Source organism: Streptomyces sp. NPDC050287, assembly GCF_044459385.1.
In the GTDB taxonomy this organism is placed as follows: domain Bacteria; phylum Actinomycetota; class Actinomycetes; order Streptomycetales; family Streptomycetaceae; genus Streptomyces.
On sequence record NZ_JBITIY010000001.1, the window covers coordinates 515,882 to 540,924 of the forward strand.

The following is a 25,043-nucleotide window of genomic DNA, read 5'->3' on the forward strand; positions in this document are numbered from 1 at the left end:
CCGTCCACGGCGGCGAGGCGGTCTGTGTCGCTGCGTCCCCTTACGTCATGCTCTGTGTTCATGATCAGCAACTGGAGCGAGACGATCGGCAGGGCGAGCAGATCGGTCCGGAGGTCGCCGGCGCCGGTGACGTACGGGCTGATCGCCCTGTGCTCCCTGATCTTCCTGATCGGTCCCGCCTCGGGCCTCGATCCGGCGTACGGCTCCGGCGAGGCGCTGCTCACTGCGCAGCGGGCCTATTTCCACCGCTGGGGCGTGGTCCCGGCCGAACTGTTCGAGGGCTCGGCGCGCGCCGCGCTCACTCCCGCCACGGCCCTCTTCGTCCACGGGAGCTGGGTGCACCTGCTGGGCAACATGCTCTTCCTCTACGTCTTCGGGGTGATGACCGAGGAACGGATGGGCCGCGTCCAGTTCACCCTCTTCTACGCCGGCTGCGGCTACCTCGCCCTGCTGGGGTACGCCGCCGCCAACGCGGGCTCCGAGCAGTCCCTGGTGGGCGCGTCCGGGGCGATCTCGGCGGTCCTCGGCGCGTTCCTCTACCTGTTCCCCGGGGCCCGGGTGACCAGTCTTCTGCCGTTCCTCTTCTTCCTGCCGCTGCGCTTCCCGGCGTGGGTGGTGCTGCCGTTCTGGGCGGCGCTGCAGTGGCTGGCGGCCGGGCGGGCGTCCCAGGGGCCGGGAGTGGCCTACCTGGCCCACCTGGTGGGCTTCGGGGTGGGCTTCGGCTACGCGTGGGTGCGTTTCGGGCGTGGGACTAAAGTGAGGACCGCCCCAGCTCCGGCCCCCGAGGGAGAGAACCAGCCGTGATCACCGCGATCGTGCTCATCAAGACCAGCGTGGACCGGATTCCCGAGATCGCCGAGTCGATCGCCGCGCTGGACAGCGTCAGCGAGGTCTTCTCCGTCACCGGTACCTACGACCTGATCGCGATGGTCCGGGTGAAGCGGCACGAGGACCTGGCGGAGATCATCCCCGGCCGGATCAGCAGGATCCCGGGCGTGGAGGCGACGGACACGCACGTGGCGTTCCGTACGTACTCACAGCACGACCTGGAGGCGGCGTTCGCGATCGGGCTGGACTCGTGAACACCGCCTCACCAGCAGGTTCCGCTCAGACCGCGGGGACGCAGCGGCCGTCCTCGGTCCGGTAGCTCCACCGCGCGCCGTCGGTCACCAGTTCCCGCACGGCGTTCACGAACCGCTCCACGTGCTCGTCCGGCGTTCCCGCGCCGAAGCTCACACGGATGGCGTTCAGGGACTTCTCGCCCGGGGCGGCCTCGGGGGCACCGCACTCGCCCTGGGCCTCGGGGCCGGTGCCGAGGAGGGTGCGGACCAGCGGGTGGGCGCAGAACAGACCGTCGCGCACCCCGATGCCGTACTCGGCGGACAGGGCGGCGGCGAAGTGGGAGCTGTTCCAGCCGTCGACGACGAAGGAGATCACGCCGACGCGCGGGGCCTCGTCGCCGAAGAGGGACAGGATCCGGACCTCGGGCACCGCGGCAAGGCCGGCCCGCACCTTCCCGATCAGGTGCTGCTCCCGGGCTACCAGGGTGTCGAAGCCGGCCTCGGTGAGCGCCTTGCAGGCGGCGGCGATGGAGTAGGCGCCGATGACGTTGGGCGACCCGGCCTCGTGCCGCGCGGCGCTCTCGTGCCACTCCACGTCCACTCCCCCGTCCTCGCGCCGGGCGACCTTGCGGCTGGCGCCGCCGCCCGCGAGGTACGGCCGGGCCTCGCGCAGCCAGTCGGCCCGGCCGGCCAGGACGCCGGAGCCGAAGGGGGCGTACAGCTTGTGTCCGGAGAAGGCGACCCAGTCGACGTCGAGGTCCCGGACCGAGACCGGGTGGTGCGGGGCCAGCTGGGCCGCGTCCAGGACGATCCGGGCGCCGTGCGCGTGGGCGGCGGCGGCCAGTTCCCGTACGGGCCACAGCTCCCCGGTGACGTTCGAGGCGCCGGTGACGCAGACCAGGGCCGGGCCGTGCGGGTCCCGGGCGGCGAGGGCGCGCTCCAGGGTCGCGACCGCCTGGCGCGGAGTGCGCGGGGCGTCGAGGTAGGTGACGTGGGCGTCCTGCCACGGCAGCAGCGAGGCGTGGTGCTCGGTCTCGAAGACGAAGACCTGGCAGTCGGCGGGGAGCGCGGCGGCGAGGAGGTTCAGGGAGTCGGTGGTGGACCGGGTGAAGACCAGCTGGTCGTCGGCGCGGCAGTCCAGGAACTCGGCGACCGTCCGGCGGGCGTTCTCGAAGAGGTCGGTGGACAGCTGCGAGAGGTACCCGGCACCGCGGTGGACGCTGCCGTAGTACGGGGCGTACGCCGCCACGTCGTCCCAGACGCGCTGGAGGGCGGGGGCGCTGGCCGCGTAGTCGAGCGCCGCGTAGGTGACCTCGCCACCGGTGACGAGCGGGACGGTGACATCCCGGCCCAGAACGGGCAGCGGGGCACAAACAGTCTGAGCGGCGGCAGCGGTGGAGACGGACATGGCTGAACTCCCGTACGAGGCAGGCGTATTCACCACGCGAGCGACTGAGGCTCAAGCGCGGGAAGGATGAAGGGGGATGCGGAGGCGGGGCTCTGCGGCCCTATCGCATTCGCTGGCTCACGGAAAGCTCCTCGACGACCAGGACCCCTGGCCGCGCTCACTCAAACGAGTGCGAGGGGTCCGCGCTTGCCGTAGACCTCGCTGCCTACGGCCTGGTCTTCACCCGGGGCACCCCGCCACGGACGGAGGGTTGCCGGACAGTCGGCCGGGGCCTCATGACTGTCACTCATGACCTGGTCAGAAAAAGTACGTGAGTGATCGCTGTCCCGCAACCCGTGTCCGGATGGCGGGACATGCGCGCGCGGTCGTCAGGCGTTACTGGCGGACGCCCAACGCTCCAGCGTCCGCTTGGCCGCGCCGGAGTCGATGGCCTGGGCCGCCTTCTCCATCCCGGCCCGGATCTGCTCGGTCAGCGGCGCCCCGGTCGGCTCCAACGCCGCAAGACCGGCCGCCGAGTTCAGCAGGACGGCGTCCCGCACGGGGCCCTGCTCCCCGTCCAGGAGGCGGCGGGCGACCTCCGCGTTGTAGGCGGCGTCGGCCCCTCTGAGCGCCTGGACGGGAACCAGGTCGAGGCCGACGTCCCGCGGGTCGAAGGCCTCCTCGGCGACCTTGCCGTCGCGGACGATCCACACTCGGGAGGTGGCCGTGGTGGTCAGCTCGTCGAGGCCGTCGTCGCCGCGGAACACCAGCGCGGACGAGCCGCGTTCGGCCAGTACGCCGGCGATCAGCCCCGCCATCCGGGTGTCGAAGCAGCCGACCGCCGAGGCGGTGACCCGGGCCGGGTTGGTCAGCGGACCGAGCAGGTTGAACGAGGTCGGAATCCCCAGGTCCCGCCGGACCGCGCCGACGAACCGCATCGAGGGATGGAACCTGGCCGCGAAGCAGAAGGTGATCCCGGCCTCCTCCACCACCCGCGCCACGCCCTCGGGCGACAGCTCCAGGTTGATGCCGAGCTGCTCCAGCACGTCGGAGGAGCCGCTCGCCGAGGACGAGGCCCGGTTGCCGTGCTTGACGACCTTCGCCCCGGCTCCCGCGATCACGATGGCCGACATCGTGGAGATGTTCACCGTCCTGGCCCGGTCGCCGCCGGTACCGACGATGTCGACGGCCGGACCGGGGATGTCCAGTGGCTGCGCGTGCGCGTACATCGCCTCGACCAGGCCGGTGATCTCCTCGACCGTCTCGCCCTTGGCCCGCAGCGCCACCATGAAGCCCGCGATCTGGGCGTCCGTGGCCTCGCCGCTCATGAAGCGGTCCATCGCCCACGCCGTGTCGGCGGCGCTCAGGTCCCGCCCGCCGAGCAGCGCGCTCAGTACCTCGGGCCAGGAACGGTCCGCCGCGGTGTCGCCTCCAGCGGGGGTCACAGCGCTCATAAGCCGCTCCTGGCTCAGTCCCGGACTGCGGGACACGGTTCTCGTCGGCTCCACCCTATCCAGCGCCGGGCACGGCGAAGGGCCCCCGTCCGAAGACCGGACGGGGGCCCTTGCCGTGGTGTGGCGACGCGGTGATCAGTGGTGGCCGTGGCCGCTCGTGATCTCCTTGTACTCCTCGACGGTGGGCTTGGGGATCTGGGCCTCTTCGCCGTAGTACGCCTCGCTGAGCTTGGCGCGCAGCTTCTCGGAGCCCTTCGCCTTGCGCTCGACGCCGTTCTCGTCGACCGTCGGGCCGATCTCGGCCGGACGGTACTGCTCGTGCGCGGTGAGCGTGTGCAGCTGCTCCTGGCTGAGCGGCTCGTGCACCTCGATGAACTCACCGTGCGGCAGGCGCTTGATGATGCCCGACTCGCGGCCGTGCAGCACCGTCTCCCGGTCGCGGCGCTGCAGACCCAGGCAGATCCGCTTGGTGACGACGAACGCGATGACCGGTGCGACGAAGAACGCGATGCGGACGAACCAGGTGATGGAGTTGATCGACAGGTGGAAGTGGGTGGCGATGAGGTCGTTGCCACCACCGATCAGCAGCACCATGTACCAGGTGATCCAGGCGACACCGAAGGCGGTACGCGTCGGGGCGTTGCGCGGGCGGTCCAGGATGTGGTGCTCGCGCCTGTCGCCGGTGACCCAGGCCTCGATGAACGGGTAGACCGCGATCGCGACCAGGACCAGCGGGAAGATCACCAACGGGACGAAGACGCCCAGGACGAGCGTGTGACCCCAGAAGTTGATCTCCCAGCCCGGCATGACACGGATCAGGCCCTCGGAGAAGCCCATGTACCAGTCGGGCTGGGCGCCGGTGGACACCATGTCCGGACGGTAGGGGCCCATGGCCCAGATCGGGTTGATCGAGGCGATCGCCGCGATGGCCGCGATGACACCGAAGACCAGGAAGAAGAAGCCTCCGGCCTTGGCCATGTAGACCGGCAGCAGCGGCATGCCGACGACGTTGTTGTTCGTCTTTCCGGGGCCCGCGAACTGCGTGTGCTTGTGGTAGAAGACCAGGATCAGGTGGCCGACGACCAGGCCGAGCATGATGCCCGGCAGCAGCAGCACGTGGATCGAGTAGAAGCGGGCCACGAAGTCGCCGCCCGGGAACTCGCCGCCGAAGAGGAAGAACGACAGGTACGTGCCGACGATCGGCACGGACAGGATCGCGCCCTCCATGAAGCGGACACCGGTGCCGGAGAGCAGGTCGTCCGGGAGCGAGTAGCCGGTGAAGCCGGTGAACATACCCAGGACGAACAGCAGGAAGCCGAACAGCCAGTTGACCTCACGCGGCTTGCGGAAAGCGCCCGTGAAGAAGACGCGCATCATGTGCACGAACATGCCGGCGAGGAAGATCAGCGCCGCCCAGTGGTGGATCTGCCGGATCAGCAGACCACCGCGCACATCGAAGGAGATGTGCATGGTCGAGTTGAACGCCTCGGACATCAGCTGGCCCTGCAGCGGGATGTAACTGCCGTGGTACTCCACCTCGTTCATCGACGGGTGGAAGAACAGCGTCAGGTACACACCGGTGAGGATGATGATGATGAAGCTGTAGAGGCAGACCTCGCCCAACATGAACGACCAGTGGTCGGGGAAGATCTTGCGCATGTTGGACTTGGCCAGGGAGTAGATCCCCAGGCGGCCGTCGGCCCAGTCGGCGACCTTCTCGCCGGCCGGTGCCTTCCCGCGAGAGCGGCCCGTCGCGTCCGCGGACGGGGTCGTGTTGCTGGCTGAAGTGCTCATCCGCGCTCCCAGAATGCAGGACCGACGGGCTCTTCGAAGTCGCTGAGCGCCTCGAGGTAGCCATCGTCATTCACGCCGATCCGCAGCTGCGGCAGGGCGTGACCGGCGGGGCCGAAGATCACCCTGGCACCGTCGGACAGGTCGAAGGTGGACTGGTGGCAGGGGCAGAGCACATGGTGCGTCTGCTGCTCGTACAGGGAGATCGGGCAGCCCACGTGGGTGCAGATCTTCGAGTACGCGACGATGCCCTCGTGCGACCACTCGAGCTCGCGCTTGTCCTTGATGTTGTCCGGCTGGATCCGGACGATCATCAGGGCGGCCTTGGCGATCTCGGTCTGGAAATCCTCGTCGTGCTCCTCCAGGCCCTCGGGCTTGGCGAAGGTCAGCGAGCCGACCGCGACGTCGGAGGCACGCAGCGGCTCGTTGGTGTTCATGTTGACGAGCAGCAGGCCCTTGCGCCACATCGTGTGCCGGAGCTTGGTCCCGGGCAGCGGGCCGAGGTCGCGCAGCAGCATCACGCCGGAGAGCGGGAACAGGGCCAGCGCGCCGAACATCGTGTTGCGGATCAGCTTGCGGCGGCCGAGCGCGGACTCCTTGGCGCCCTCCTTGAAGTCGGCCATGACCTTGGCCTTGACCTCGGGGGATGCCTCGATCGGGTGCCGCTCGTCGGCGATCTCCACGTCGGACATCAGGGTGCGGGCCCAGTGGACCGCGCCCGCGCCGATGGTGAACAGCGCGATGCCCAGGGTCAGGCCGAGCGCGAAGTTCAGCGCGTTGATGTGCCCGATCGGGAAGACGTAGATCGCCCGGTTGTGCGGGATCGACACGTACGAGGCGATGAAGCCGACGGTGGCCAGCATCGACACCGTGAACAGCAGGGCGACCGCGCGCTCGGACCGCTTGGCGGCCCGCTCGTCGATGTCCTGGATCCGGTGCTCGTGGGGCGGCAGACCGGGATCCGCGAACGGGTCCTTCTCGTCCGCGACGCCTACCGCGCCGTGCGCGTGCTCCTGCTCTGCGGGCAGGTTCTCTTCTGGAATGTCTTGGCTACTCATGACTTCTTGGCCTTTGCGGTCCGAGCGGCGACCCACACGGCGACCGCGATCAGCGATCCGAGGCCGAAGATCCAGCCGAACAGGCCCTCGCTGACCGGACCGAGTCCGCCCAGCTCAAGACCGCCGGGGCTCTCGGTGTCGTCACCGTTGACCGCGTCGAGGTACGCGATGATGTCCTTCTTGTTCTGCTCCGACAGCGTGCTGTCGGGGAAGGAGGGCATGTTCTGCGGGCCGGTCTGCATGGCCTCGTAGATGTGCTTCGGGGAGACACCCTCGAGGTCCGGTGCGAACTTGCCGTGCGTCAGCGCGCCACCCTTGCCGGTGAAATTGTGGCACTGCGCGCAGTTGGTGCGGAAGAGTTCGCCGCCCTTGGCGATGTCGGCGCCCCCGGGGCCGTACTCCCCCTTGGTCGGGACGGACGGACCGGCACCCAGCGAGGAGATGTACGCGGCCAGCTGGTCGATCTCGGGCTGCGTGTAGATGACCTTTTTCTTCGGGATCTGCGCGCCCGGCTGCTGGGCCGGCATCCGGCCGGTGCCCACCTGGAAGTCGACGGCTGCGGCGCCCACACCCACCAGGCTCGGACCGTCGGAGGTGCCCTGACCGCCGGTGCCGTGGCAGCTGGCGCAACCGACGGCATAGAGCTTCTTGCCCTCGTCGATGGCGAGAGACTGGGCGGTTTCGTCGGCCGCAGCCTTGTCCGTGGGTGCGAACAGGACGTACAGCCCCCCGGTGCATGCCAGCGCGAGGAGTAGTACGACGACCGCCGCCAGCGGATGGCGTCGTCGTGCGGAGAGCTTTTTCACGGATTACCCCGGTGTCAGGATCTTCTGCGTCGATGCTTCTGGAATTGCGGGAGCGGTCCCGGCTACTTGATCAGGTAGATCGTGGCGAAGAGGCCGATCCAGACGACATCGACGAAGTGCCAGTAGTAGGACACGACGATCGCGGCGGTCGCCTGCTCGTGCGTGAACCTCTTCGCCGCGTAGGTGCGGCCGAGGACCAGCAGGAAGGCGATGAGGCCACCCGTCACGTGCAGGCCGTGGAAGCCGGTGGTCAGGTAGAACACCGAGCCGTACGGGTCGGAGGACAGGGAGAGCCCGTCCTTCTTCACCAACTCCGTGTACTCGAAGATCTGACCGCCGATGAAGATCGCACCCATGATGAAGGTGACGATGAACCAGCCCCGCAGCCTCTTCACGTCACCGCGCTCGGCGGCGAAGACACCGAGCTGGCAGGTGAGGGAGGAGAGCACCAGGATCGTGGTGTTCACCGACGAGAAGGGGACGTTGAGGGACTCCGCCATCTCCTTCCAGTGATCAGGACCCGTCACCGATCGCAGGGTGAAGTACATCGCGAAGAGGGCCGCGAAGAACATCAGCTCGGAACTCAGCCAGATGATGGTTCCGACGCTGGTGAGGTTCGGCCGGTTGACCGACGGGTGCGCGTGCCCGGTATCTACTGTCGTTGCTGTCGCCACGACCGACATTATGTCGGTCGCTTATCCCGCCCTCACTCCCGGGGGTGCCGTTCGGAGTGTTCGCAGGTCGGGTGCGGCCCGGATGGCCCATCGAAGGGGTGTTCCGACAGGTGTTGACGGGCTGTTCAAGGGAGTAGCATCCGCGGCATCGGGCACCGCCCGTCTCACGTCCGTACGACGCCGATGTCACGGAGGAAGCATGCAGCCGACCGCCACGGTGCTGGTCTACAGCGACGACTCCAACACCCGCGAGCAGGTGCGGCTGGCCTCCGGCAGGCGGCCGGCTCCCGATGTGCCGCCGGTCGAGTATGTGGAGTGCGCCACCCCCGCCGCCGTGATCAGTGAGCTGGACAAGGGCGGGATCGATGTCTGCGTCCTCGACGGCGAGGCCGTACCCATGGGGGGCATGGGGCTCTGCCGGCAGATCAAGGACGAGATCTTCAACTGTCCGCCGGTGCTGGTGCTCATGGGCCGGCCGCAGGACGCGTGGCTGGCCACGTGGAGCCGGGCGGAGGCGGCGGTGACGCTGCCGGTGGATCCGGTGGAGTTCGCGGCGGCGCTGGCCGCGTTGCTGCGGGACCGGAAGGCGTTGAACGCCTGAGCGCTTGAGCGCCAGGAGGAGCTCTAGACGCTCTGCGGCCTCAGCCGTGCCACTTCCTCCGGGCCCGGACCCTCCGGGTCGCCGGCGACCAGGGCACTGCCGCCGCGCCAGTTCTTCCAGGCGAGGTTCCAGTCGCCGAAGCCGTTGCCGAAGGGCTCCATGGTGTTGCCGTTGGAGTTGATGACCTGCACCACATCGCCCTCGCGGACGGTGTCGAAGAACCACGCGGCGTTGTCGGTGCTCATGCCGGTGCAGCCGTGGCTGACGTTGGCGTAGCCCTGGGAGCCGACGGACCAGGGGGCGGCGTGGACGTACTCGCCGCTCCAGGTGACGCGGGTGGCGTAGTAGACCGGCAGGTCATACGACTCCGAGGAGCCCGCGGCGATGCCGATGCTGGTACTGCGCATCCGTACGAAGCGTTCCTTGCCCAGGACCACCTTGACGCCGTTGCGGGTGTCGAAGCCGGGCTTTCCGGTGGTGACCGGGATCTGCTTGAGGACCTCGTTGTTCTTGTAGACCGTCATCTGGTGCGTGGCGGCGTCCGTCACCGCGATGACCCGGTCGCCCGTGGTCAGCCTGAGCGGCTTGGCCCGGCCGCCCCACAGCCGGTCGCTGATCTTGATGCCGTCCAGGTTGCTCCGGGCCTGGATGGTGGCGTGGGCGGGCCAGTACTCCTTGGGCCGGTAGTGGAGTTCCTTGTCGTCGACCCAGTGCCAGGCGCCGTCCACGGCCGGCATGGAGGACACCTTCAGGGCCCGTTCGACGACGGCCCGCTGAGCCTTGTCCTTGACCGGTTTGCTCAGCTTCGCGGTGATGGGCTGGCCGACGCCGTACTCGCCCGCCTTGGGCCCGAACGTCACGTCCAGGCGCTTCTGGGCGGTGGGCTTGCCGGTGTCGAAGGTGAGGACCTTGCGGCCGGGGGCGCCGTCCTCGTCCTCGGTGCTCACCCGGACCGTGTAGTGGGCGTTGGCGGCCAGCGGGGAGGTGCTGTGCCAGCGGGTGCCGTCGGCGGAGAGTTCGCCCGCCACATAGCGTCCGGTGCCATCTATGGCCGTCACGTCCGTGATGCGGCCGTCGTCGTCCTCGGCGGTGACTTCCAGGGGCTTGTCGGGGTCGGCCTTCTTGCCGTCGCCGGCGGGGCCTTTGAAGGCGATCTGGTCCGCCGCGTCGTACGGCTCGGCGGACAGCGGGTGGTCGCCGCTGCCGCAGGCGGTGACGCCCGCGCCAAGGGCGATCACCAGCAGCGTGCAGCCGGCGACGGTGCGGTTGCGGGGTGCGTGGTTCATGAGCTCACGCTAGGAAGCCCCGTCAAGCATGGCGCGCTGAGTGACTCGAACGAGGGACAGCATGTGCTGCAAAAGCACGAGCCCGGACGCTCCTGACGGAGTGTCCGGGCCCTTGGAGAGCTCGCCTTGTGCTACTGGGTGCGGTTCTCACCGCGGTAGTACTCGAAGACCCAGCCCCACAGGCCGACCAGGATCACCGGTACCGAGAAGTACATCAGCCACCAGCCGATCGCCACCGAGAAGAAGGCCAGCGCGCCGCCGATCGCCAGGAAGAACGGCTGCCAGCTGTGCGGGCTGAAGAACCCGACCTCACCGGCGTCGTCGGCGACGTCGGCCTCCTTGTTGTCCTGCGCGCCGGCGTCCACCCGCTTGGCGGTGAAGCCAAGGTAGAAGCCGATCATGACGGACAGACCGAAGGCCAGGAAGAGGGCCGTCGTGCCGGCCGGCTCCTTCGACCACACGCCATAGACGATCGCCATGGCGAGGATGAAGACGCTCAGCCAGATGAACATCCTGCCCTGGATCTTCACTTGCCGGCCTCCTTGTCGCCGTTGCCGGCCAGCGCCTTCTCACCGTGACCGGCGTTCTCGAGCTGGTCGAGAGCGGCGATCTCGGGGTGGTGCAGGTCGAACGCCGGGGATTCGCTGCGGATCCGCGGCAGGGTGAGGAAGTTGTGCCGCGGGGGCGGGCAGGAGGTCGCCCACTCCAGCGAGCGGCCGTAGCCCCACGGGTCGTCGACGCCGACCGGCTTGCCGTACTTGGCCGTCTTCCACACGTTGTAGAGGAACGGCAGGATCGACAGACCGAGCAGGAACGAACTGATCGTCGAGATCGTGTTCAGGGCGGTGAAGCCGTCGGCCGCGAGGTAGTCCGCGTACCGGCGGGGCATGCCCTCGGCGCCCAGCCAGTGCTGGACCAGGAAGGTGCCGTGGAAGCCGATGAACAGCGTCCAGAAGGTGATCTTGCCGAGGCGCTCGTCGAGCATCTTGCCGGTCCACTTCGGCCACCAGAAGTGGAAGCCGGAGAACATCGCGAAAACGACGGTGCCGAACACCACGTAGTGGAAGTGCGCCACCACGAAGTACGAGTCCGAGACGTGGAAGTCCATCGGCGGCGAGGCCAGGATGACACCGGTCAGACCACCGAAGGTGAAGGTGATCAGGAAGCCGGTGGCCCACAGCATCGGGGTCTCGAAACTCAAGGACCCCTTCCACATCGTTCCGATCCAGTTGAAGAACTTCACGCCCGTCGGCACGGCGATGAGGAACGTCATGAAGGAGAAGAACGGCAGCAGGACACCGCCGGTGACGTACATGTGGTGCGCCCACACCGTCACGGACAGACCCGCGATCGCGATCGTGGCCGCGATCAGGCCCATGTAACCGAACATCGGCTTACGGGAGAACACCGGGATCACCTCGGAGATGATCCCGAAGAACGGCAAGGCGATGATGTACACCTCTGGATGGCCGAAGAACCAGAAGAGGTGTTGCCAGAGCAAGGCTCCGCCGTTGGCCGCGTCGAAGACGTGGGCGCCGAACTTGCGGTCCGCCTCCAGCGCGAACAGCGCGGCCGCCAGCACCGGGAAGGCCAGCAGGACCAGCACACCGGTCAGCAGCACGTTCCACACGAAGATCGGCATGCGGAACATGGTCATGCCCGGGGCGCGCATGCAGATGATGGTGGTGATGAAGTTGACCGAGCCGAGGATGGTGCCGAAGCCGGAGAAGGCCAGGCCCATGATCCACATGTCGGCGCCGATGCCCGGCGAACGGACCGCGTCCGACAGCGGGCTGTAGGCGAACCAGCCGAAGTCGGCCGCGCCCTGCGGGGTGAGGAAGCCGCCCACCGCGATGAGCGAGCCGAACAGGTACAGCCAGTAGGCGAACATGTTCAGCCGGGGGAACGCCACGTCCGGCGCGCCGATCTGCAGCGGCATGATCCAGTTCGCGAAGCCGGCGAACAGCGGCGTCGCGAACATCAGCAGCATGATCGTGCCGTGCATCGTGAACGCCTGGTTGAACTGCTCGTTCGACATGATCTGCAGACCCGGACGGGCCAGCTCGGCGCGCATGAGCAGCGCCATCACGCCGCCGATCAGGAAGAACGCGAACGACGTACCGAGGTACAGCGTCCCGATGGTCTTGTGGTCGGTGGTCGTCAGCCACTTGATGACCACGCTGCCGCGACTCTGGCGCCGGACCGGCAGCTCGTCCTCGTAGTGGGACCCTGCTGCGGCGGCACCCTGGGGTTCGTTGAGGATGCTCACAGGTTGTTCGTCTCCCGGTTCTTCTCATGGGCGGTCTGCTCGATGCCCGCGGGAACGTAACCGGTCTGCCCCTTCTTGGCGAGGTCCTTGAGGTGCTGCTCGTAGCGCTCGGGGGAGACGACCTTCACGTTGAACAGCATCCGGGAGTGGTCGACGCCGCAGAGCTCGGCGCACTTGCCGCGGAAGGTGCCCTCCCTGTTGGGGGTCACCTCGAAGGCGTTGGTGTGGCCCGGAATGACGTCCTGCTTCATCAGGAACGGCAGCACCCAGAACGAGTGGATGACGTCGCGCGAGGTGAGGACGAAGCGGACCGTCTTGCCCTTGGGGAGCCAGAGGGTCGGGCCGGGGTTGCCGTTCTGCGGGTTCCGGGTGCCGGGTGTGCCGACGTCGTAGACGCCGCCGGCGTTCGCCGGGAAGTCCTTCGTGAACCGGTCCGGGATCGCGGCCAGGTTCTTGTCGGTCTTCGCGTCACCGGTGGAACCGGCCACGGGCTCGATGTAGTTGAACGCCCAGCTCCACTGGAAGCCGACGACGTTGATGGTGACGTCGGGCTCCTTCTTGAGGCTGAGGAGCTTCGATTCGTCACGGGCCGTGAAGTAGAAGAGGACCGAGACGATGATGAGCGGGACCACCGTGTACAGCGCCTCGATGGGCATGTTGTACCGGGTCTGCGGAGGGACCTCGACCTTGGTGCGGCTGCGCCGGTGGAAGATCGCACTCCAGATGATCAGACCCCACACCAGCACGCCGACGGCGAGCGCGGCAGCCCAGGATCCCTGCCACAGGGAGAGGATCCGCGGAGCCTCTTCCGTGGTGGGGGTGGGCATACCAAGGCGGGGGAAGTCCTCGTATGTGCAACCGGTTGCGGTCGCCAGGACCAGGCCCGCGGTCAGTGCCTGCAGCAGCTTCCGCCGCATCGGGCGCCGCGGCGAGCGGTCGGAGCCGTTGGGACTCACGTAGCGCCTTCCCGAGAGTCTCGCCCGCGCGGTCGGCTGCGGCCTTCTCGCTGGTCGGTCGCCGCCCTGCGTCGGGCAGGGGTTTGGATGTTTATGCGGACCAAACCCTAGCCGACGCTCTCCGAGGGTCCGCGAGGAGGGGTGCCTACTCACTCCATGGGTTCGCTTGTTTGGCGGCTGCGAGTTGTTCGTGGCTGGTCGCGCAGTTCCCCGCGCCCCTTGGGACGCTTCCCTTACTGGCGGTTTAGCGTTGCCGCATGGCCTACTTCGACGCCGCTTCCGCCGTTCCTCTCCATCCCGTTGCCCGTCAGGCACTGTTGGCCTCTCTGGACGAAGGGTGGGCCGATCCCTCCCGGCTCTATCGGGAAGGCCGGCGGGCCCGGATGCTGCTCGATGCGGCTCGAGAGGCTGCCGCCGAAGCCGTCGGGTGCCGGGCCGACGAACTCGTCTTCACCTCGTCCGGGACCAGGGCCGTGCACACGGGGATCGCGGGGGCGTTGGCGGGCCGGAGGCGGGTCGGACGTCACCTGATCGTGTCATCGGTCGAACACTCCTCGGTCCTGCACATGGCCGACGCGCACGAGGCCGACGGCGGGACGGTGACCCAGGTCGCGGTGGACCGTACGGGCGCGGCGGCCGTGGAGTCGTACGCCGACGCCCTGCGCCCCGACACCGCCCTGGCCTGTCTCCAGTCGGCCAACCACGAGGTGGGGACCGAGCAGCCGGTGGCCGCCGTCGCCGAGGTGTGCCGGGCGGCCGGGGTGCCGTTGCTGGTGGACGCGGCGCAGTCGCTGGGGTGGGGGCGGGTGGCGGGTGACTGGTCGATGCTGGCCGCCAGTGCCCACAAGTGGGGCGGGCCCTCGGGGGTCGGGCTGCTCGTCGTACGCAAAGGGGTGCGGTTCGCTCCGCGAGGGGCCGTGGACGAGCGGGAGTCTGGGCGGGCTGCCGGGTTCGAGAACATTTCGGCGATCGTGGCGGCGGCGGCCTCGCTGCGGGCCGTGCGGGCCGAGGCCGCTCAGGAGGCCGTACGACTGCGGGAGCTGACGGCGCGGATCCGGGCGCGGGTGCCCGAGGCGGTGCGGGATGTGGAGGTGGTCGGCGATCCGGAGCGGCGGCTGCCGGGGATCGTCACCTTCTCCTGTCTCTATGTCGACGGGGAGACACTGCTGCACGAGCTCGACCGTGCCGGTTTTTCCGTCTCGTCCGGATCGTCCTGCACGAGCAGCACGCTGACGCCCAGCCATGTGCTGAAGGCGATGGGGGTGCTGAGTGAGGGAAATGTGCGGGTGTCGTTGCCGCCGGGGACGGCGGGGGAGGACGTCGAGCGGTTCCTTCAGGTGCTGCCGGGGGCGGTGGCCGGCGTGCGGGAGAAGCTGGGGGCGCCGGTCGCCGAGACCGTCGTACGCGAGGACGTCCTGGTCGTGGACTCGCTCGGCAAGCGGTGCCCGATCCCGGTGATCGAGCTGGCGAAGGTCATCGGGGAGGTGCCGGTGGGCGGCACGGTGCGGGTGCTCTCGGACGACGAGGCGGCCCGGCTGGACATCCCGGCGTGGTGCGAGATGCGGGGTCAGGAGTACGTGGGTGAGGAGCCGGCGGAACGGGGCTCGGCCTACGTGGTCCGCCGGCTCTCCTGACTCAGCGCAGGTACGCCTGGACCTCTACGGCGGCGTCGTCGCCGTACGCCTTGGTGAAGCGCTCCATGAAGTGGGCGCGCTGCAGCTGGTACTCCTGGGTGCCGACCGTCTCGATGACGAGGGTGGCGAGCATGCAGCCGACCTGGGCGGCGCGCTCCAGGGAGACGCCCCAGGCCAGACCGGAGAGGAAACCGGCGCGGAAGGCGTCGCCGACGCCGGTGGGGTCGGCCTTGAGCTCCTCGTCCGGGGTGCCGACCTCGATCGGCTCGTCACCGGCGCGCTCGATGCGCACGCCGCGCGCGCCGAGGGTGGTGACGCGGTGGCCGACCCGGTCGAGGATCTCGGCCTCCGTCCAGCCCGTCTTGGACTCGATGAGGCCCTTCTCGTACTCGTTCGAGAAGAGGTACGTGGCGCCGTCCAGCAGTATCCGGATCTCGTCGCCGTTCATCCGGGCGATCTGCTGGGAGAAGTCGGCGGCGAACGGGATGGACCGGGAGCGGCACTCCTCGGTGTGGCGGAGCATCGCCTCCGGGTCGTCGGCGCCGATCAGGACCAGGTCGAGACCGCCCACCCGGTCGGCGACGGTCTTCAGCTCGATCTGCCGGGCCTCGCTCATCGCGCCGGTGTAGAAGGAGCCGATCTGGTTGTGGTCGGCGTCCGTGGTGCACACGAAGCGGGCGGTGTGCAGGGTCTCGGAGATACGCACCGAGTCCGTGTCGACGCCGTGCCGGTCCAGCCAGGCCCGGTAGCCGTCGAAGTCGAAGCCGGCGGCGCCGACCAGGATCGGCTTGGTGCCGAGCTGGCCCATGCCGAAGGCGATGTTCGCGCCCACGCCGCCCCGGCGTACGTCGAGGTTGTCGACCAGGAAGGAGAGCGAGACCGTGTGCAGTTGGTCCGCGACGAGCTGGTCGGCGAAGCGGCCGGGGAAGGTCATGAGGTGGTCGGTGGCGATGGAGCCGGTGACTGCGATGCGCACGGCGGTGACTCTCCTGTGGGGAGACGGGAGGGCGGGCTGACGGTTCACGCTATCGGGTCGGCATGGGGCACTGCGAGGATGCGGGCCGCACTGAAGTGGGGAAAACTACCTGATAGTAGATCTTTCTTCACCGACTCGACCGTGCCTACGGTGCCGCTATGACGAACTTCGATCTTTACGCCCCCGCTCCGGCCGGCTTGGAAGACGATATCGAGGGTGACTTGGAGGGCGACCTGGCGTCGCTGCGCGGCGACTGCGCCCGGATGGTCCCCCACTGGTCGCCTCCCGCCCGGATCGCTTCCCGCCCGGTCTCCCCGTCCCTCATCCACGGCGTGTCCGTGCCCGCGGCGTCCGCCCGGCTGCTGGACGCGATGTCGGAGTACGGCGACTGAGAATGACGGACCAGGGCGACTGAGGCAGCGCTTTTCAGGGAACCGTGCGCTCCCCCGCTGCGTCCCATCGCTGTCCCCCGTAAAGGGGATGCGGGATACGACCCGGTAGCCGACCTTTTGACAGGGTCGGGTCAGGGTCATGGGACAGACGCGCGGCCGAAGGAGCGATGCGGTGAACACCGAACGACCCGACAACGACGACGCCGACCGCTCCGTGGAGGAGCGGGGCGCCGGTGGCTCCGCCGAGGAGCCGGGCGCGGCGGGGAGGAAGGGCGTTTCGGGGGGACCGGGTGCCGCCTCTGCCGGGGCTTCCGCCGACGAGCGGGGGTCCGGTGCCGGGGAGGTTTCCGGTTCCGAGGGGGTTTCCGGTGCCGAGGAGGATTCCGGTGCCGCCTCTTCCGCTGTGAGCAGCCGTTCCGGCGCTTCCGACTCCGCCGAGGCGGACGCCGATGCCGGTCCGGGGGAAGCGGCCGACGCCGAACGAGAGGCCGCCGCCGCACCCGGGCCGGCCGCCGGCCCGGCGTCCGCCGCCGCTCACCAGGCCGCCGCAGGTGAAGCGCCCGCCGCCACCCCCGAGGCCGATTCCCACCCCGGCCCGGCCGCCACCAGGCCCCTCGCCGAAGAAGGTCCCGCCCCCGAACCCGAGGCCACCGCCGACGAACGGACCGCAGCCGCCCCCGAAGCCGGCGCCGGCGCCGGCGAGCAGCCCGATGCCGCGGCCGAGGGCGCCCAAGAGCCTTCCACCGCCCCCGAACCGTCCGCTTCCCAAGCTCTCACCGCCCCTCCCGGCGGCCCTCCCGCTGGCCCTCCCGCCACCGAGATCCTCCGGGACGAGCACGGTGAGGAGCTCGGCGGCCGTAGGATCCGGCGCCGCTCTCCCGCCGTCGTCGTCGCCGTCGCTGCCGCCGTGCTGGTCGTCGGGGGTGGTGGGGCGTACTTCGCGACGACCGCCGCCGAGGAATCCGCGGGGCCGGGCGGGCGTACGACGGGCGGGGCGTCCGGGACTCCCGGTGACGGCACTCCCCCGCCGCTCGCCCTGGACGGCTACTCCCAGGGCGGCGGTACGAACGGCATCGCGCCCGGTGAGCCCAACCCCTACGGCGTGACGTACCGCGCCGCCGGTGCGCTCCCGGACGGACCGGACTCCGCGCCCGTGTACCGGACCGGGGGCCAGGTGACCAAGGACGAGGCGGCCGGCCTGGCCGCGGCGCTCGGGGCCGACGGGGCGCCCGTCGCGGCGGGAGACGCCTGGACGGTCGGGGTGGGAGACGGTACGGGGCCGAGCCTCCAGGTGAACATGCGGGCGCCCGGCAGCTGGACCTTCCACCGCTACTCCCCCGGTACGGACAACTGCCAGAGCCAGACCGTGTGCGCGAAGACACCCGCCGACCCGGGCGGCGACCCGGTGAGCGAGGCGGTGGCGAGGAAGGCCGCCGCGCCGGTGCTGAAGGCGGTGGGTCAGGACGACACGAAGGTGGACGCGAGCCGGACCCTGGGCACCCAGCGCATCGTGAACGCGGACCCGGTGATCGGCGACCTGCCCACGTACGGCTGGACGACCGACGTGATCGTCGGCGCGCAGGGCGAAGTGGTCAGCGGGAACGGCCGGCTGACGGCGCCGGTGAAGGGTGACACGTACCCCGTGCTGGGCGCCGAGGAGACGCTGGCGCTGCTGAACGCGGCGCCCGGGACCGGCCACCGCATGGGCATCGGCGGCTGTGCCACCCCCGTACCCCTGAAGGACCGGCTGGAGGCGCCCTGCGGGTCGAGGGGTTCGGCCACCGCCACCCCGGCGAAGGAGACGCTGACCGTCGAGAAGGCCGTCTTCGGGCTGGCCTCGCACACGGTGGCCGGGCGGCCCGCGCTGGTGCCCTCCTGGCTGTTCGACGTGCGGGCGGCCGGTGCCCCGGACGACTACACGGTGACGTATCCGGCCGTCGACCCGCGGTACCTCACCTCGCCGTCCCCGCAGCCGACCGAGCCGGGCGGTCGGCCGACGGCGGCTCCGGCCCCGCGGGACGTCCAGGTGGACGGCTACACGGCCGCGGGCCGGGAGCTGACCGTGAGCTTCACGGGCGGGATGTGCGCCGACTACAAGGCGACCGCGAGCGAGAGCGGGGACAAGGTGACCGTGAAGGTGACCGAGACCCGGTGGCCGGACAAGATCTGCATCCTGATCGCCAAGGTGTACGAGAAGACCGTGCAGTTGGACGAGCCGCTCGGTGACCGGACGGTCGTGGGCTCGGACGGCAAGCGGATTCCGCTGGAGAAGTCGGGGGCGCGGCTGCCTCAGGCTCCGGAGACATCCGGGGCGCGGTAGCCCATCCGGGCGTCCGGGGCGGGACGTGACGCGACGACCCCGCCCGGACACGCACGAAGGCGGCGACCCTGTCGGAGGGGGCCGCCGCCTTCTCGCTGTTCAGCTACCGGTCGTACCAGGGGTACTAGCTGAAGGAGTCACCGCAGGCGCAGGAGCCGGTCGCGTTCGGGTTGTCGATCGTGAAGCCCTGCTTCTCGATGGTGTCGACGAAGTCGATGGAGGCACCGCCCAGGTACGGGGCGCTCATGCGGTCGGTGACGACCTTCACACCACCGAAGTCCTTGACCACGTCGCCGTCGAGGGACCGCTCGTCGAAGAAGAGCTGGTAGCGCAGGCCGGAGCAGCCGCCGGGCTGAACGGCGACGCGCAGCGCCAGATCGTCACGGCCTTCCTGGTCGAGCAGGGCCTTGACCTTCGCCGCGGCGGCGTCGGACAGGATGATGCCGTCGGTGACGGTGCTGGTCTCGTCCGATACGGACATCTACATCTCTCCCGGGTTGTACGGAGACTGCTTGCCGACGGTTGCAACCGACGGGGCCGCGGATTCATTCCGGGCCGAGGACTTGAGTTCCGTGGTTCGTGCTGTCACGGGTCGCGGGTTTCCTCTTCCTGCCTTTCATGCTCGCACACCCGCGCCGGAGCGAACAGCGACCGCCTGAGCCGCCGCGGGACGGTTTCGGGATTCACGTCACATCGACGTTATGACCGTCGTCAAAGTGACATGAAGCGGGTTATGATAAATAACGTCAGTTCGACGAAAAGTAGAAAGGGTGCGTGCCGTGACCACCGCCCAGACCCAGGAGCTCGACGTACAGCCGACTCCCCTCGCCCTGCTGCTCCTCGGCCGTGAGGCCGACCCGAGGAGCGAGCGCGGTGTCGAATGCCCAGGCGACCTGCCCTCGCCCTCCGACCCGGACCTGGTCGAGCGCGCCCGTGCGGCCAAGGAGAAGCTCGGTGACAAGGTGTTCGTCCTCGGCCACCACTACCAGCGCGACGAGGTCATCCAGTTCGCCGACGTCACGGGTGACTCGTTCAAGCTGGCCCGGGACGCCGCCGCGCGTCCGGAGGCCGAGTACATCGTGTTCTGCGGTGTTCACTTCATGGCGGAGTCCGCGGACATCCTGACCTCCGACGACCAGAAGGTCGTCCTGCCCGACCTCGCGGCCGGCTGCTCGATGGCCGACATGGCGACGGCCGAGCAGGTCGCCGAGTGCTGGGACGTACTGACCGAGGCCGGCATAGCCGAGCAGGTCGTGCCCGTGTCGTACATGAACTCCTCCGCGGATATCAAGGCGTTCACCGGCAAGCACGGCGGCACCATCTGCACCTCGTCCAACGCCAAGAAGGCGCTCGAGTGGGCCTTCGAACAGGGCGACAAGGTGCTCTTCCTGCCCGACCAGCACCTCGGCCGCAACACCGCGGTACGGGACATGGGGATGACGCTGGAGGACTGCGTCCTCTACAACCCGCACAAGCCGAACGGCGGCCTGACCGCCGACCAGCTGCGGGCCGCGAAGATGATCCTGTGGCGCGGCCACTGCTCGGTGCACGGCCGCTTCAGCGTGGAGTCGGTGGAGGACGTCCGCGCCCGCATCCCCGGCGTGAACGTGCTGGTCCACCCCGAATGCAAGCACGAGGTCGTCGCGGCGGCGGACTACGTCGGCTCGACGGAGTACATCATCAAGACGCTGGAGGCGGCTCCGGCCGGCTCCAAGTGGGCCATCGGGACCGAGCTGAATCTCGTACGACGGCTGGCGAACCGTTTCGCGCCCGAGGGCAAGGAGATCGTCTTCCTCGACAAGACGGTCTGCTTCTGCTCGACGATGAACCGCATCGACCTCCCCCACCTGGTGTGGACCCTGGAATCCCTCGCCGAGGGCAACCTGGTCAACCGCATCGAGGTCGACAAGGAGACCGAGGCGTTCGCGAGGCTGGCGCTGGAGCGGATGCTCGCCCTGCCGTAGCCGGCACGTGCTCAGGGCGGGGCGGGCGCCAGGCGCCCGTCGCCGCCGGGCCTGGATTTTGCCGACGCTTTCCGGCCACCACGGCAACCTTCGTGTCCCCGGTGGCGACACGGAGGAAACCGGGCCTGCAAAGGGAACCACGTGAGCAAGAGAACAGCCGCCCCGCGCCACCGGCGGGGCGCATCGGCCGGTCGCGGTCGGCCTGTCCTGATCGCCGTACTGGCCACCGTGCTGACCGGAGGGGTGGTACTCGGCGCGGCCCTGTGGTCGCGCCCCGGTGCCGCACCGGCCGTCGGGGCGTCCTCGCCCTCACCGACGACGTACCGCGCGCACCCGTCGCCCACCGCAGCCACGTCGGCGTCCCCGTCCGTGTCGCCGTCGGTCTCCGCGTCCCCGTCGGTCTCCGCGTCGGCGTCGAAGCCCACGAAGAAGCGGGCCCCGGTCGCGGTGAAAGCCTCCGCCGGGACCGGGACCACACCCCGCACCTCGTACGGAGCCTGGCCCACCGCCACCGGCGAGCGCGCCGTGACCGCGACCATCGAGGTCACGGGCACCTACGACGGAGGTCTGAAGCGCTTCCGCGGCTCCGGCAGCCTCGGCACCGACGGCCAGTCCGAGGACCAGGGCCCTCTGTTCGAACTCGCCGACGGTGCCGTGCTGGAGAACGTCGTCCTCGGCGACCCGGCCGCCGACGGCGTGCACTGCCTGGGCAGCTGCACCCTCCGCAACGTCTGGTGGGAGGACGTCGGCGAGGACGCGGCCACCTTCAAGGGCACGTCCGCCTCGGCCACGTACCTGGTCGACGGGGGCGGTGCGCGGCACGCGGACGACAAGGTCTTCCAGCACAACGGCGCCGGCACACTGACCATCAGGAACTTCCAGGTCGCCGACTTCGGGAAGCTCTACCGCTCGTGCGGCAACTGCGCCACCCAGTACGAGCGCCACGTCGTGATCAGCGGCGTGCGGGCGACCGGCCCCGGCAAGGTCCTGGCCGGCGTCAACGCCAACTACGGGGACACTGCCGTCATCTCGGGTGTGACGCTCACGGGCGGCGACAGCCGGGACATCACCGTGTGCGAACGCTTCCGGGGCAACAGCAGCGGCGCGGAACCGACCGAACTGGGCAGCGGCCCCGACGGCACGCACTGCCGCTACAGCACCTCGGCCGTCACCTACCGCTGATCCGCGTCGGGAGCGCGCGCACCGGACGAGGGGGGCCGGGTCCCGTACGAGACCCGGCCCCCGTCACTCACACCCCGGCCGGCTCCAACTCCTCCGTCCGCACCTGCCTCTTCGCCGCCCGCTTCCGCGCCCGGCGCTCCTTGCGGAGCTCCAGCATCGCGTACAGCGTCGGGACGAGGAGCAGGGTGAGCAGGGTCGACGTGATCAGGCCGCCGATCACGACCACCGCGAGCGGCTGGGCGATGAAGCCGCCCTCGCCGGTGACGCCCAGGGCCATCGGGAGCAGGGCGAAGATCGTGGCCAGGGCCGTCATCAGGATCGGGCGCAGCCGGTGGCGGCCGCCCTCGACGACCGCCTCGACGACGCCGTAGCCCTGCTTGCGGTACTGGTTGATCAGGTCGATCAGCACGATCGCGTTGGTGACCACGATGCCGATGAGCATCAGCATGCCGATCATCGCGGGGACGCCCATCGGGGTGCCCGTCGCCACCAGCAGGCCGATGGCGCCGGTCGCCGCGAACGGGATGGAGACCAGCAGGATCAGCGGCTGGGCCAGCGAGCGGAAGGTCGCCACCAGCAGCATGAAGACGATCGCGATGGCCGCGAGCATCGCCAGGCCCAGGTTCTTGAAGGCGTCGTCCTGGTCCTGGGAGACACCGCCGATCTCGGCGGTGGCGCCCGCCGGGAGCTTCAGCGAGTTGAGCTTCGACGTCAGGTCCGCGCTCACCGCGCCGGTGTTGTCGCCGGTCGGCTTCGCGGTGATGGTGGCCGCGCGCTGACCGTCGATACGGGTCATCGCCACCGGTCCGTCGACCAGCTTCACGGTGGCGATGTCACCGAGCTCGACCGGGCCGAGCCGCAGGTTCCTCAGCTCGTCGAGGGTCCGGGCCGGCTTCGCGGACCTGATCACGACGTCCCGCTCGGTGTCGTCGAGGATCGCCTTGGCCGCGGTGGTGCCGCGGACGGCCTCGCCGACAGCCGCGCCGAGCGTCTGGTCGTTGAACCCGGCCGCCGCGGCCTCGGAGTTGGCCTTGACCGAGATGCGCGGGACGCTCTGCGAGAGGTCGCTGGTGACGTCCGTGACGTCGTCCAGGCCGGCCACGGTCTTGCGGACCTGCTCCGCGGCCCGGCGCAGGACGTCCCCGTCGGCGGCCTTCACGACCACGCTCAGGTCCTGGCTGCCGAAGCCGTCGCCGGCGGAGACGGTGGTGGTGCCGATGCCGGACAGCTTGTGCAGGCCGTCCTCGATGCTGTCCTGGACATCGTCGGACGACGCCGAGTCGTCCAGCATCACCTGGTACGAGGCCTGGTTGGTGTCCGTGCCGCCGCCGAAGGCCGCCATGAACCCGGAGGAGCCGATGGTGACCTGGTAGTCCTTGACGCCCTCGGTGTCGCCGAGCAGCTTCTCGACCTTCTTCGCCTGTTCGTCCGTCGCCGCCAGGCTGGCGCCGGGCTTCAACTCCTGCTTGACGGTGAGGACTTCCTGCTCGCCCTGGTCGAAGAAGTTGGTCTTGAGCAGCGGGGCCATGCCGAAGGTGCCGACGAGGATGACGACCGCGATCGCCAGGCTCGTCAGACGGCGCCGGGTGGCGAACCGCAGGACGGGGACGTACAGGCGCTGGAGCCTGCTCCTCGCCTCCTTCTCCTCGGCCTCGCGGCGGGCCTCCTCGGCGTCCTCGGGGGTGCCCTTCGGGGCCCGCAGGAACCAGTACGACAGGACCGGGACGACCGTCAGGGAGACCAGGAGCGACGCCAGCAGGGCCGCCGTCACCGTCAGGCTGAACGCGCCGAACAGTTCGCCCACCATGCCGCCGACCAGGCCGATGGGCAGGAAGACGGCGACCGTGGTGAGGGTCGAGGAGGTGACCGCGCCGGCCACTTCCCGGACCGCGCTCAGGATCGCCGGCCGGCGCTCCTCGCCGTAGCCGAGGTGCCGCTTGATGTTCTCCAGGACCACGATCGAGTCGTCCACGACCCTGCCGATGGCGATGGTCAGCGCGCCCAGCGTGAGCATGTTCAGGGACAGGTCACGGGTCCACAGCACGATCAGGGCGAGGACCACGGACAGCGGGATGCTGACCGCCGTGACCAGGGTCGAGCGGACCGACGCCAGGAAGACCAGGATGACGAGGACCGCGAAGAGCAGTCCGAGGCCGCCCTCGGTGGTCAGGCCTTCGATGGCCTTGGAGACCGCCGGGCCCTGGTCGCTGACGACGGTGACGCTCGCGCCGGAACCGAGGTCCTCGCGCAGGCCGGGCAGCTTGTCCTCGACCGCGTTCGAGATGGCGACCGCGCTGCCGTCGTGGTCCATGGTGACCGTGACGGCGAGGCTGGGCCTGCCGTCGGTGCGGGTGATGGAGTCGGCGGTGGCCTCCTGTTGCTCGACCGTGGCCACGTCTGCGAGGCGTACGGGCTTCTTGACGCCCTCCCCCGTGACCATCAGGTCCTGGATCTGCCGCAGCGAGGTGAAGCCGCCGCCGACCTGGACGGTGCGGTTGCCTCCGTCCTCGTCGAAGGAGCCGGCCGGCACGGTCGCGCCGCCCGCCTGGAGCGCCTGGCCCAGCGCGGCCGTGGTCAGACCCGCGTCGGCCAGCTCGGCGTCGTCGGGGGTGACGGTGACCTGGAGATCCCGTACGCCGTCGACGGTGACCTGGCCGACGCCGTCGATGTCCTTCAGCGCCGGTACGACGGTCCGGTCGAGCCGGTCGGACAGCGCCTGCTGGTCCTGGTCGGAGGTGACGGCGAGGACGACGGTCGGGATGTCGTCCGTCGACCCGGCGACGACCTGCGGGTCCACGTCGTCCGGGAGCTGGGCGCGGGCCCGGTTGACGGCCTGCTGGACGCCGGCGACGAGCTGCGCGGTGTCGTTGCCGTACTCGAAGGACGCCATGATCACGGCGTTGCCCTCGCTCGCCGTGGAGGTGACGCCGGAGATGCCGTCGACGGCCTCCAGGTTGTCCTCGATGGGCTCGACGACCTGCTTCTCGACGACGTCGGGCGACGCGCCCTGGAAGGGCGCCACCACGGACACCACCGGCAGTTCGATGGTGGGCAGGAGCTGCTGCTTGAGCTGCGGGATCGCGATCGCGCCGAACGCGAGCGCGATGAGGGACATCAGGCCGATCAGGGCCCGTTGCGCGAGGCTGAATCTCGACAGCCAGGACATGGGTCAGGGTTCTCTCTTCTGTGAGCGGCAGAAGTTCAGGAGCGGTCGCACATGTGAGCGCCCGCC

At 69.5% G+C, this 25,043-nt stretch carries 21 protein-coding genes and 1 riboswitch; of the genes, 8 read left to right on the forward strand and 13 right to left on the reverse strand.

The features are described 5' to 3' along the window. The first annotated feature begins 60 nt into the window (after window positions 1–60). Window positions 61–804: a rhomboid family intramembrane serine protease gene (locus ACIBK3_RS02320; RefSeq protein ID WP_399360991.1), complete on the forward strand. Its 744-nt coding sequence runs from the start codon at window positions 61–63 to the stop codon at window positions 802–804. Beyond that, entirely contained in the window at window positions 801–1,082 is a 282-nt protein-coding gene (locus tag ACIBK3_RS02325) for an Lrp/AsnC ligand binding domain-containing protein (protein ID WP_030939387.1), read from the forward strand. Before ACIBK3_RS02320 ends, ACIBK3_RS02325 begins: the two co-directional genes overlap by 4 nt. A 25-nt stretch (window positions 1,083–1,107) precedes the next feature. Here ACIBK3_RS02325 and ACIBK3_RS02330 read toward each other — a convergent pair whose 3' ends face one another. The 6 genes from ACIBK3_RS02330 to ACIBK3_RS02355 form a co-directional block, all read right to left on the reverse strand. Then, window positions 1,108–2,469 (reverse strand): aminotransferase class V-fold PLP-dependent enzyme, encoded by a 1,362-nt coding sequence (locus tag ACIBK3_RS02330; RefSeq protein WP_399360993.1) that lies wholly within the window; start codon window positions 2,467–2,469, stop codon window positions 1,108–1,110. Between the two features lie 177 nt (window positions 2,470–2,646). Next, window positions 2,647–2,763, reverse strand: a riboswitch (SAM riboswitch). Between the two features lie 74 nt (window positions 2,764–2,837). Next, window positions 2,838–3,902, reverse strand: a complete 1,065-nt coding sequence (gene trpD / locus ACIBK3_RS02335; RefSeq protein ID WP_399360995.1) for an anthranilate phosphoribosyltransferase — start codon at window positions 3,900–3,902, stop codon at window positions 2,838–2,840. Between the two features lie 135 nt (window positions 3,903–4,037). Continuing rightward, a complete protein-coding gene (locus ACIBK3_RS02340; RefSeq protein WP_399360997.1) occupies window positions 4,038–5,696 on the reverse strand; it encodes a cytochrome bc complex cytochrome b subunit in 1,659 nt (552 codons plus the stop codon). Beyond that, the gene (locus ACIBK3_RS02345; protein ID WP_399360999.1) at window positions 5,693–6,751 is read right to left on the reverse strand and encodes a Rieske 2Fe-2S domain-containing protein; all 1,059 of its coding nucleotides are present in this window, start codon (window positions 6,749–6,751) and stop codon (window positions 5,693–5,695) included. Before ACIBK3_RS02345 ends, ACIBK3_RS02340 begins: the two co-directional genes overlap by 4 nt. After that, on the reverse strand, window positions 6,748–7,557 hold the full coding sequence (locus ACIBK3_RS02350) for a c-type cytochrome (RefSeq protein ID WP_399361001.1): 810 nt from the start codon (window positions 7,555–7,557) through the stop codon (window positions 6,748–6,750). Before ACIBK3_RS02350 ends, ACIBK3_RS02345 begins: the two co-directional genes overlap by 4 nt. 62 nt (window positions 7,558–7,619) lie before the next feature. Then, window positions 7,620–8,240, reverse strand: a complete 621-nt coding sequence (locus tag ACIBK3_RS02355) for a heme-copper oxidase subunit III (protein ID WP_030671261.1) — start codon at window positions 8,238–8,240, stop codon at window positions 7,620–7,622. Window positions 8,241–8,430: 190 nt separating this feature from the next. Between ACIBK3_RS02355 and ACIBK3_RS02360 the strand changes: the two genes are divergently transcribed. Beyond that, on the forward strand, window positions 8,431–8,832 hold the full coding sequence (locus tag ACIBK3_RS02360) for a hypothetical protein (RefSeq protein ID WP_399361003.1): 402 nt from the start codon (window positions 8,431–8,433) through the stop codon (window positions 8,830–8,832). Window positions 8,833–8,855: 23 nt separating this feature from the next. On the opposite strand, the gene ACIBK3_RS02365 is transcribed toward ACIBK3_RS02360, so the two are convergent. The 4 genes from ACIBK3_RS02365 to coxB all read right to left on the reverse strand — a co-directional run bounded on the left by ACIBK3_RS02365 (window position 8,856) and on the right by coxB (window position 13,343). Beyond that, window positions 8,856–10,118 carry an Ig-like domain-containing protein gene (locus tag ACIBK3_RS02365; RefSeq protein WP_399361005.1) on the reverse strand — a complete coding sequence of 421 codons (1,263 nt, stop codon included), beginning with the start codon at window positions 10,116–10,118 and terminating at the stop codon, window positions 8,856–8,858. A 131-nt stretch (window positions 10,119–10,249) separates the two neighbouring features. Then, the gene (locus ACIBK3_RS02370; RefSeq protein WP_399361007.1) at window positions 10,250–10,648 is read right to left on the reverse strand and encodes a cytochrome c oxidase subunit 4; all 399 of its coding nucleotides are present in this window, start codon (window positions 10,646–10,648) and stop codon (window positions 10,250–10,252) included. Beyond that, window positions 10,645–12,387, reverse strand: coding sequence for a cytochrome c oxidase subunit I (ctaD, locus tag ACIBK3_RS02375; RefSeq protein ID WP_398656932.1), 1,743 nt, complete (start codon window positions 12,385–12,387; stop codon window positions 10,645–10,647). The genes ACIBK3_RS02370 and ctaD overlap by 4 nt, the downstream gene beginning before the upstream one ends. Continuing rightward, window positions 12,384–13,343 carry a cytochrome c oxidase subunit II gene (gene coxB, locus ACIBK3_RS02380; RefSeq protein ID WP_399361009.1) on the reverse strand — a complete coding sequence of 320 codons (960 nt, stop codon included), beginning with the start codon at window positions 13,341–13,343 and terminating at the stop codon, window positions 12,384–12,386. The genes ctaD and coxB overlap by 4 nt, the downstream gene beginning before the upstream one ends. Before the next feature lie 257 nt (window positions 13,344–13,600). Between coxB and ACIBK3_RS02385 the strand changes: the two genes are divergently transcribed. Then, complete coding sequence (locus ACIBK3_RS02385; RefSeq protein WP_399361012.1) at window positions 13,601–14,977, forward strand: cysteine desulfurase/sulfurtransferase TusA family protein; 1,377 nt, start codon at window positions 13,601–13,603, stop codon at window positions 14,975–14,977. A 1-nt stretch (window position 14,978) separates the two neighbouring features. Here ACIBK3_RS02385 and ACIBK3_RS02390 read toward each other — a convergent pair whose 3' ends face one another. Then, on the reverse strand, window positions 14,979–15,953 hold the full coding sequence (locus ACIBK3_RS02390) for a carbohydrate kinase family protein (protein WP_399361014.1): 975 nt from the start codon (window positions 15,951–15,953) through the stop codon (window positions 14,979–14,981). A gap of 158 nt (window positions 15,954–16,111) precedes the next feature. Here ACIBK3_RS02390 and ACIBK3_RS02395 point away from each other — a divergent pair, with 158 nt between their 5' ends. Next, window positions 16,112–16,345: a hypothetical protein gene (locus ACIBK3_RS02395; RefSeq protein ID WP_399361016.1), complete on the forward strand. Its 234-nt coding sequence runs from the start codon at window positions 16,112–16,114 to the stop codon at window positions 16,343–16,345. Window positions 16,346–16,517: 172 nt separating this feature from the next. Beyond that, window positions 16,518–18,665, forward strand: a complete 2,148-nt coding sequence (locus ACIBK3_RS02400) for a hypothetical protein (protein WP_399361018.1) — start codon at window positions 16,518–16,520, stop codon at window positions 18,663–18,665. Window positions 18,666–18,789: 124 nt separating this feature from the next. On the opposite strand, the gene ACIBK3_RS02405 is transcribed toward ACIBK3_RS02400, so the two are convergent. After that, window positions 18,790–19,146 (reverse strand): iron-sulfur cluster assembly accessory protein, encoded by a 357-nt coding sequence (locus tag ACIBK3_RS02405; RefSeq protein ID WP_030582488.1) that lies wholly within the window; start codon window positions 19,144–19,146, stop codon window positions 18,790–18,792. A 298-nt stretch (window positions 19,147–19,444) separates the two neighbouring features. On the opposite strand from ACIBK3_RS02405, the gene nadA reads away from it, so the two are divergent. Together nadA and ACIBK3_RS02415 are read left to right on the forward strand one after the other, a co-directional pair. Then, window positions 19,445–20,629: a quinolinate synthase NadA gene (gene nadA / locus ACIBK3_RS02410; protein ID WP_399361020.1), complete on the forward strand. Its 1,185-nt coding sequence runs from the start codon at window positions 19,445–19,447 to the stop codon at window positions 20,627–20,629. Between the two features lie 447 nt (window positions 20,630–21,076). Then, the gene (locus ACIBK3_RS02415) at window positions 21,077–21,811 is read left to right on the forward strand and encodes a pectate lyase (protein WP_399362072.1); all 735 of its coding nucleotides are present in this window, start codon (window positions 21,077–21,079) and stop codon (window positions 21,809–21,811) included. A 67-nt stretch (window positions 21,812–21,878) separates the two neighbouring features. Here ACIBK3_RS02415 and ACIBK3_RS02420 read toward each other — a convergent pair whose 3' ends face one another. Beyond that, complete coding sequence (locus ACIBK3_RS02420; protein ID WP_399361023.1) at window positions 21,879–24,977, reverse strand: efflux RND transporter permease subunit; 3,099 nt, start codon at window positions 24,975–24,977, stop codon at window positions 21,879–21,881. Window positions 24,978–25,043 lie beyond the last annotated feature (66 nt).

Coding starts and splice junctions, on each gene's coding strand:
- ACIBK3_RS02320 (WP_399360991.1), top strand. CDS start 61: ATGATCAGCAACTGGAGCGAGACGATCGGCAGGGCGAGCAGATCGGTC.
- ACIBK3_RS02365 (WP_399361005.1), bottom strand. CDS start 10,118: ATGAACCACGCACCCCGCAACCGCACCGTCGCCGGCTGCACGCTGCTG.
- trpD (WP_399360995.1), bottom strand. CDS start 3,902: ATGAGCGCTGTGACCCCCGCTGGAGGCGACACCGCGGCGGACCGTTCC.
- ACIBK3_RS02360 (WP_399361003.1), top strand. CDS start 8,431: ATGCAGCCGACCGCCACGGTGCTGGTCTACAGCGACGACTCCAACACC.
- ACIBK3_RS02355 (WP_030671261.1), bottom strand. CDS start 8,240: ATGTCGGTCGTGGCGACAGCAACGACAGTAGATACCGGGCACGCGCAC.
- ACIBK3_RS02420 (WP_399361023.1), bottom strand. CDS start 24,977: ATGTCCTGGCTGTCGAGATTCAGCCTCGCGCAACGGGCCCTGATCGGC.
- ACIBK3_RS02385 (WP_399361012.1), top strand. CDS start 13,601: ATGGCCTACTTCGACGCCGCTTCCGCCGTTCCTCTCCATCCCGTTGCC.
- ACIBK3_RS02340 (WP_399360997.1), bottom strand. CDS start 5,696: ATGAGCACTTCAGCCAGCAACACGACCCCGTCCGCGGACGCGACGGGC.
- ACIBK3_RS02395 (WP_399361016.1), top strand. CDS start 16,112: ATGACGAACTTCGATCTTTACGCCCCCGCTCCGGCCGGCTTGGAAGAC.
- ACIBK3_RS02345 (WP_399360999.1), bottom strand. CDS start 6,751: ATGAGTAGCCAAGACATTCCAGAAGAGAACCTGCCCGCAGAGCAGGAG.
- ACIBK3_RS02405 (WP_030582488.1), bottom strand. CDS start 19,146: ATGTCCGTATCGGACGAGACCAGCACCGTCACCGACGGCATCATCCTG.
- ACIBK3_RS02330 (WP_399360993.1), bottom strand. CDS start 2,469: ATGTCCGTCTCCACCGCTGCCGCCGCTCAGACTGTTTGTGCCCCGCTG.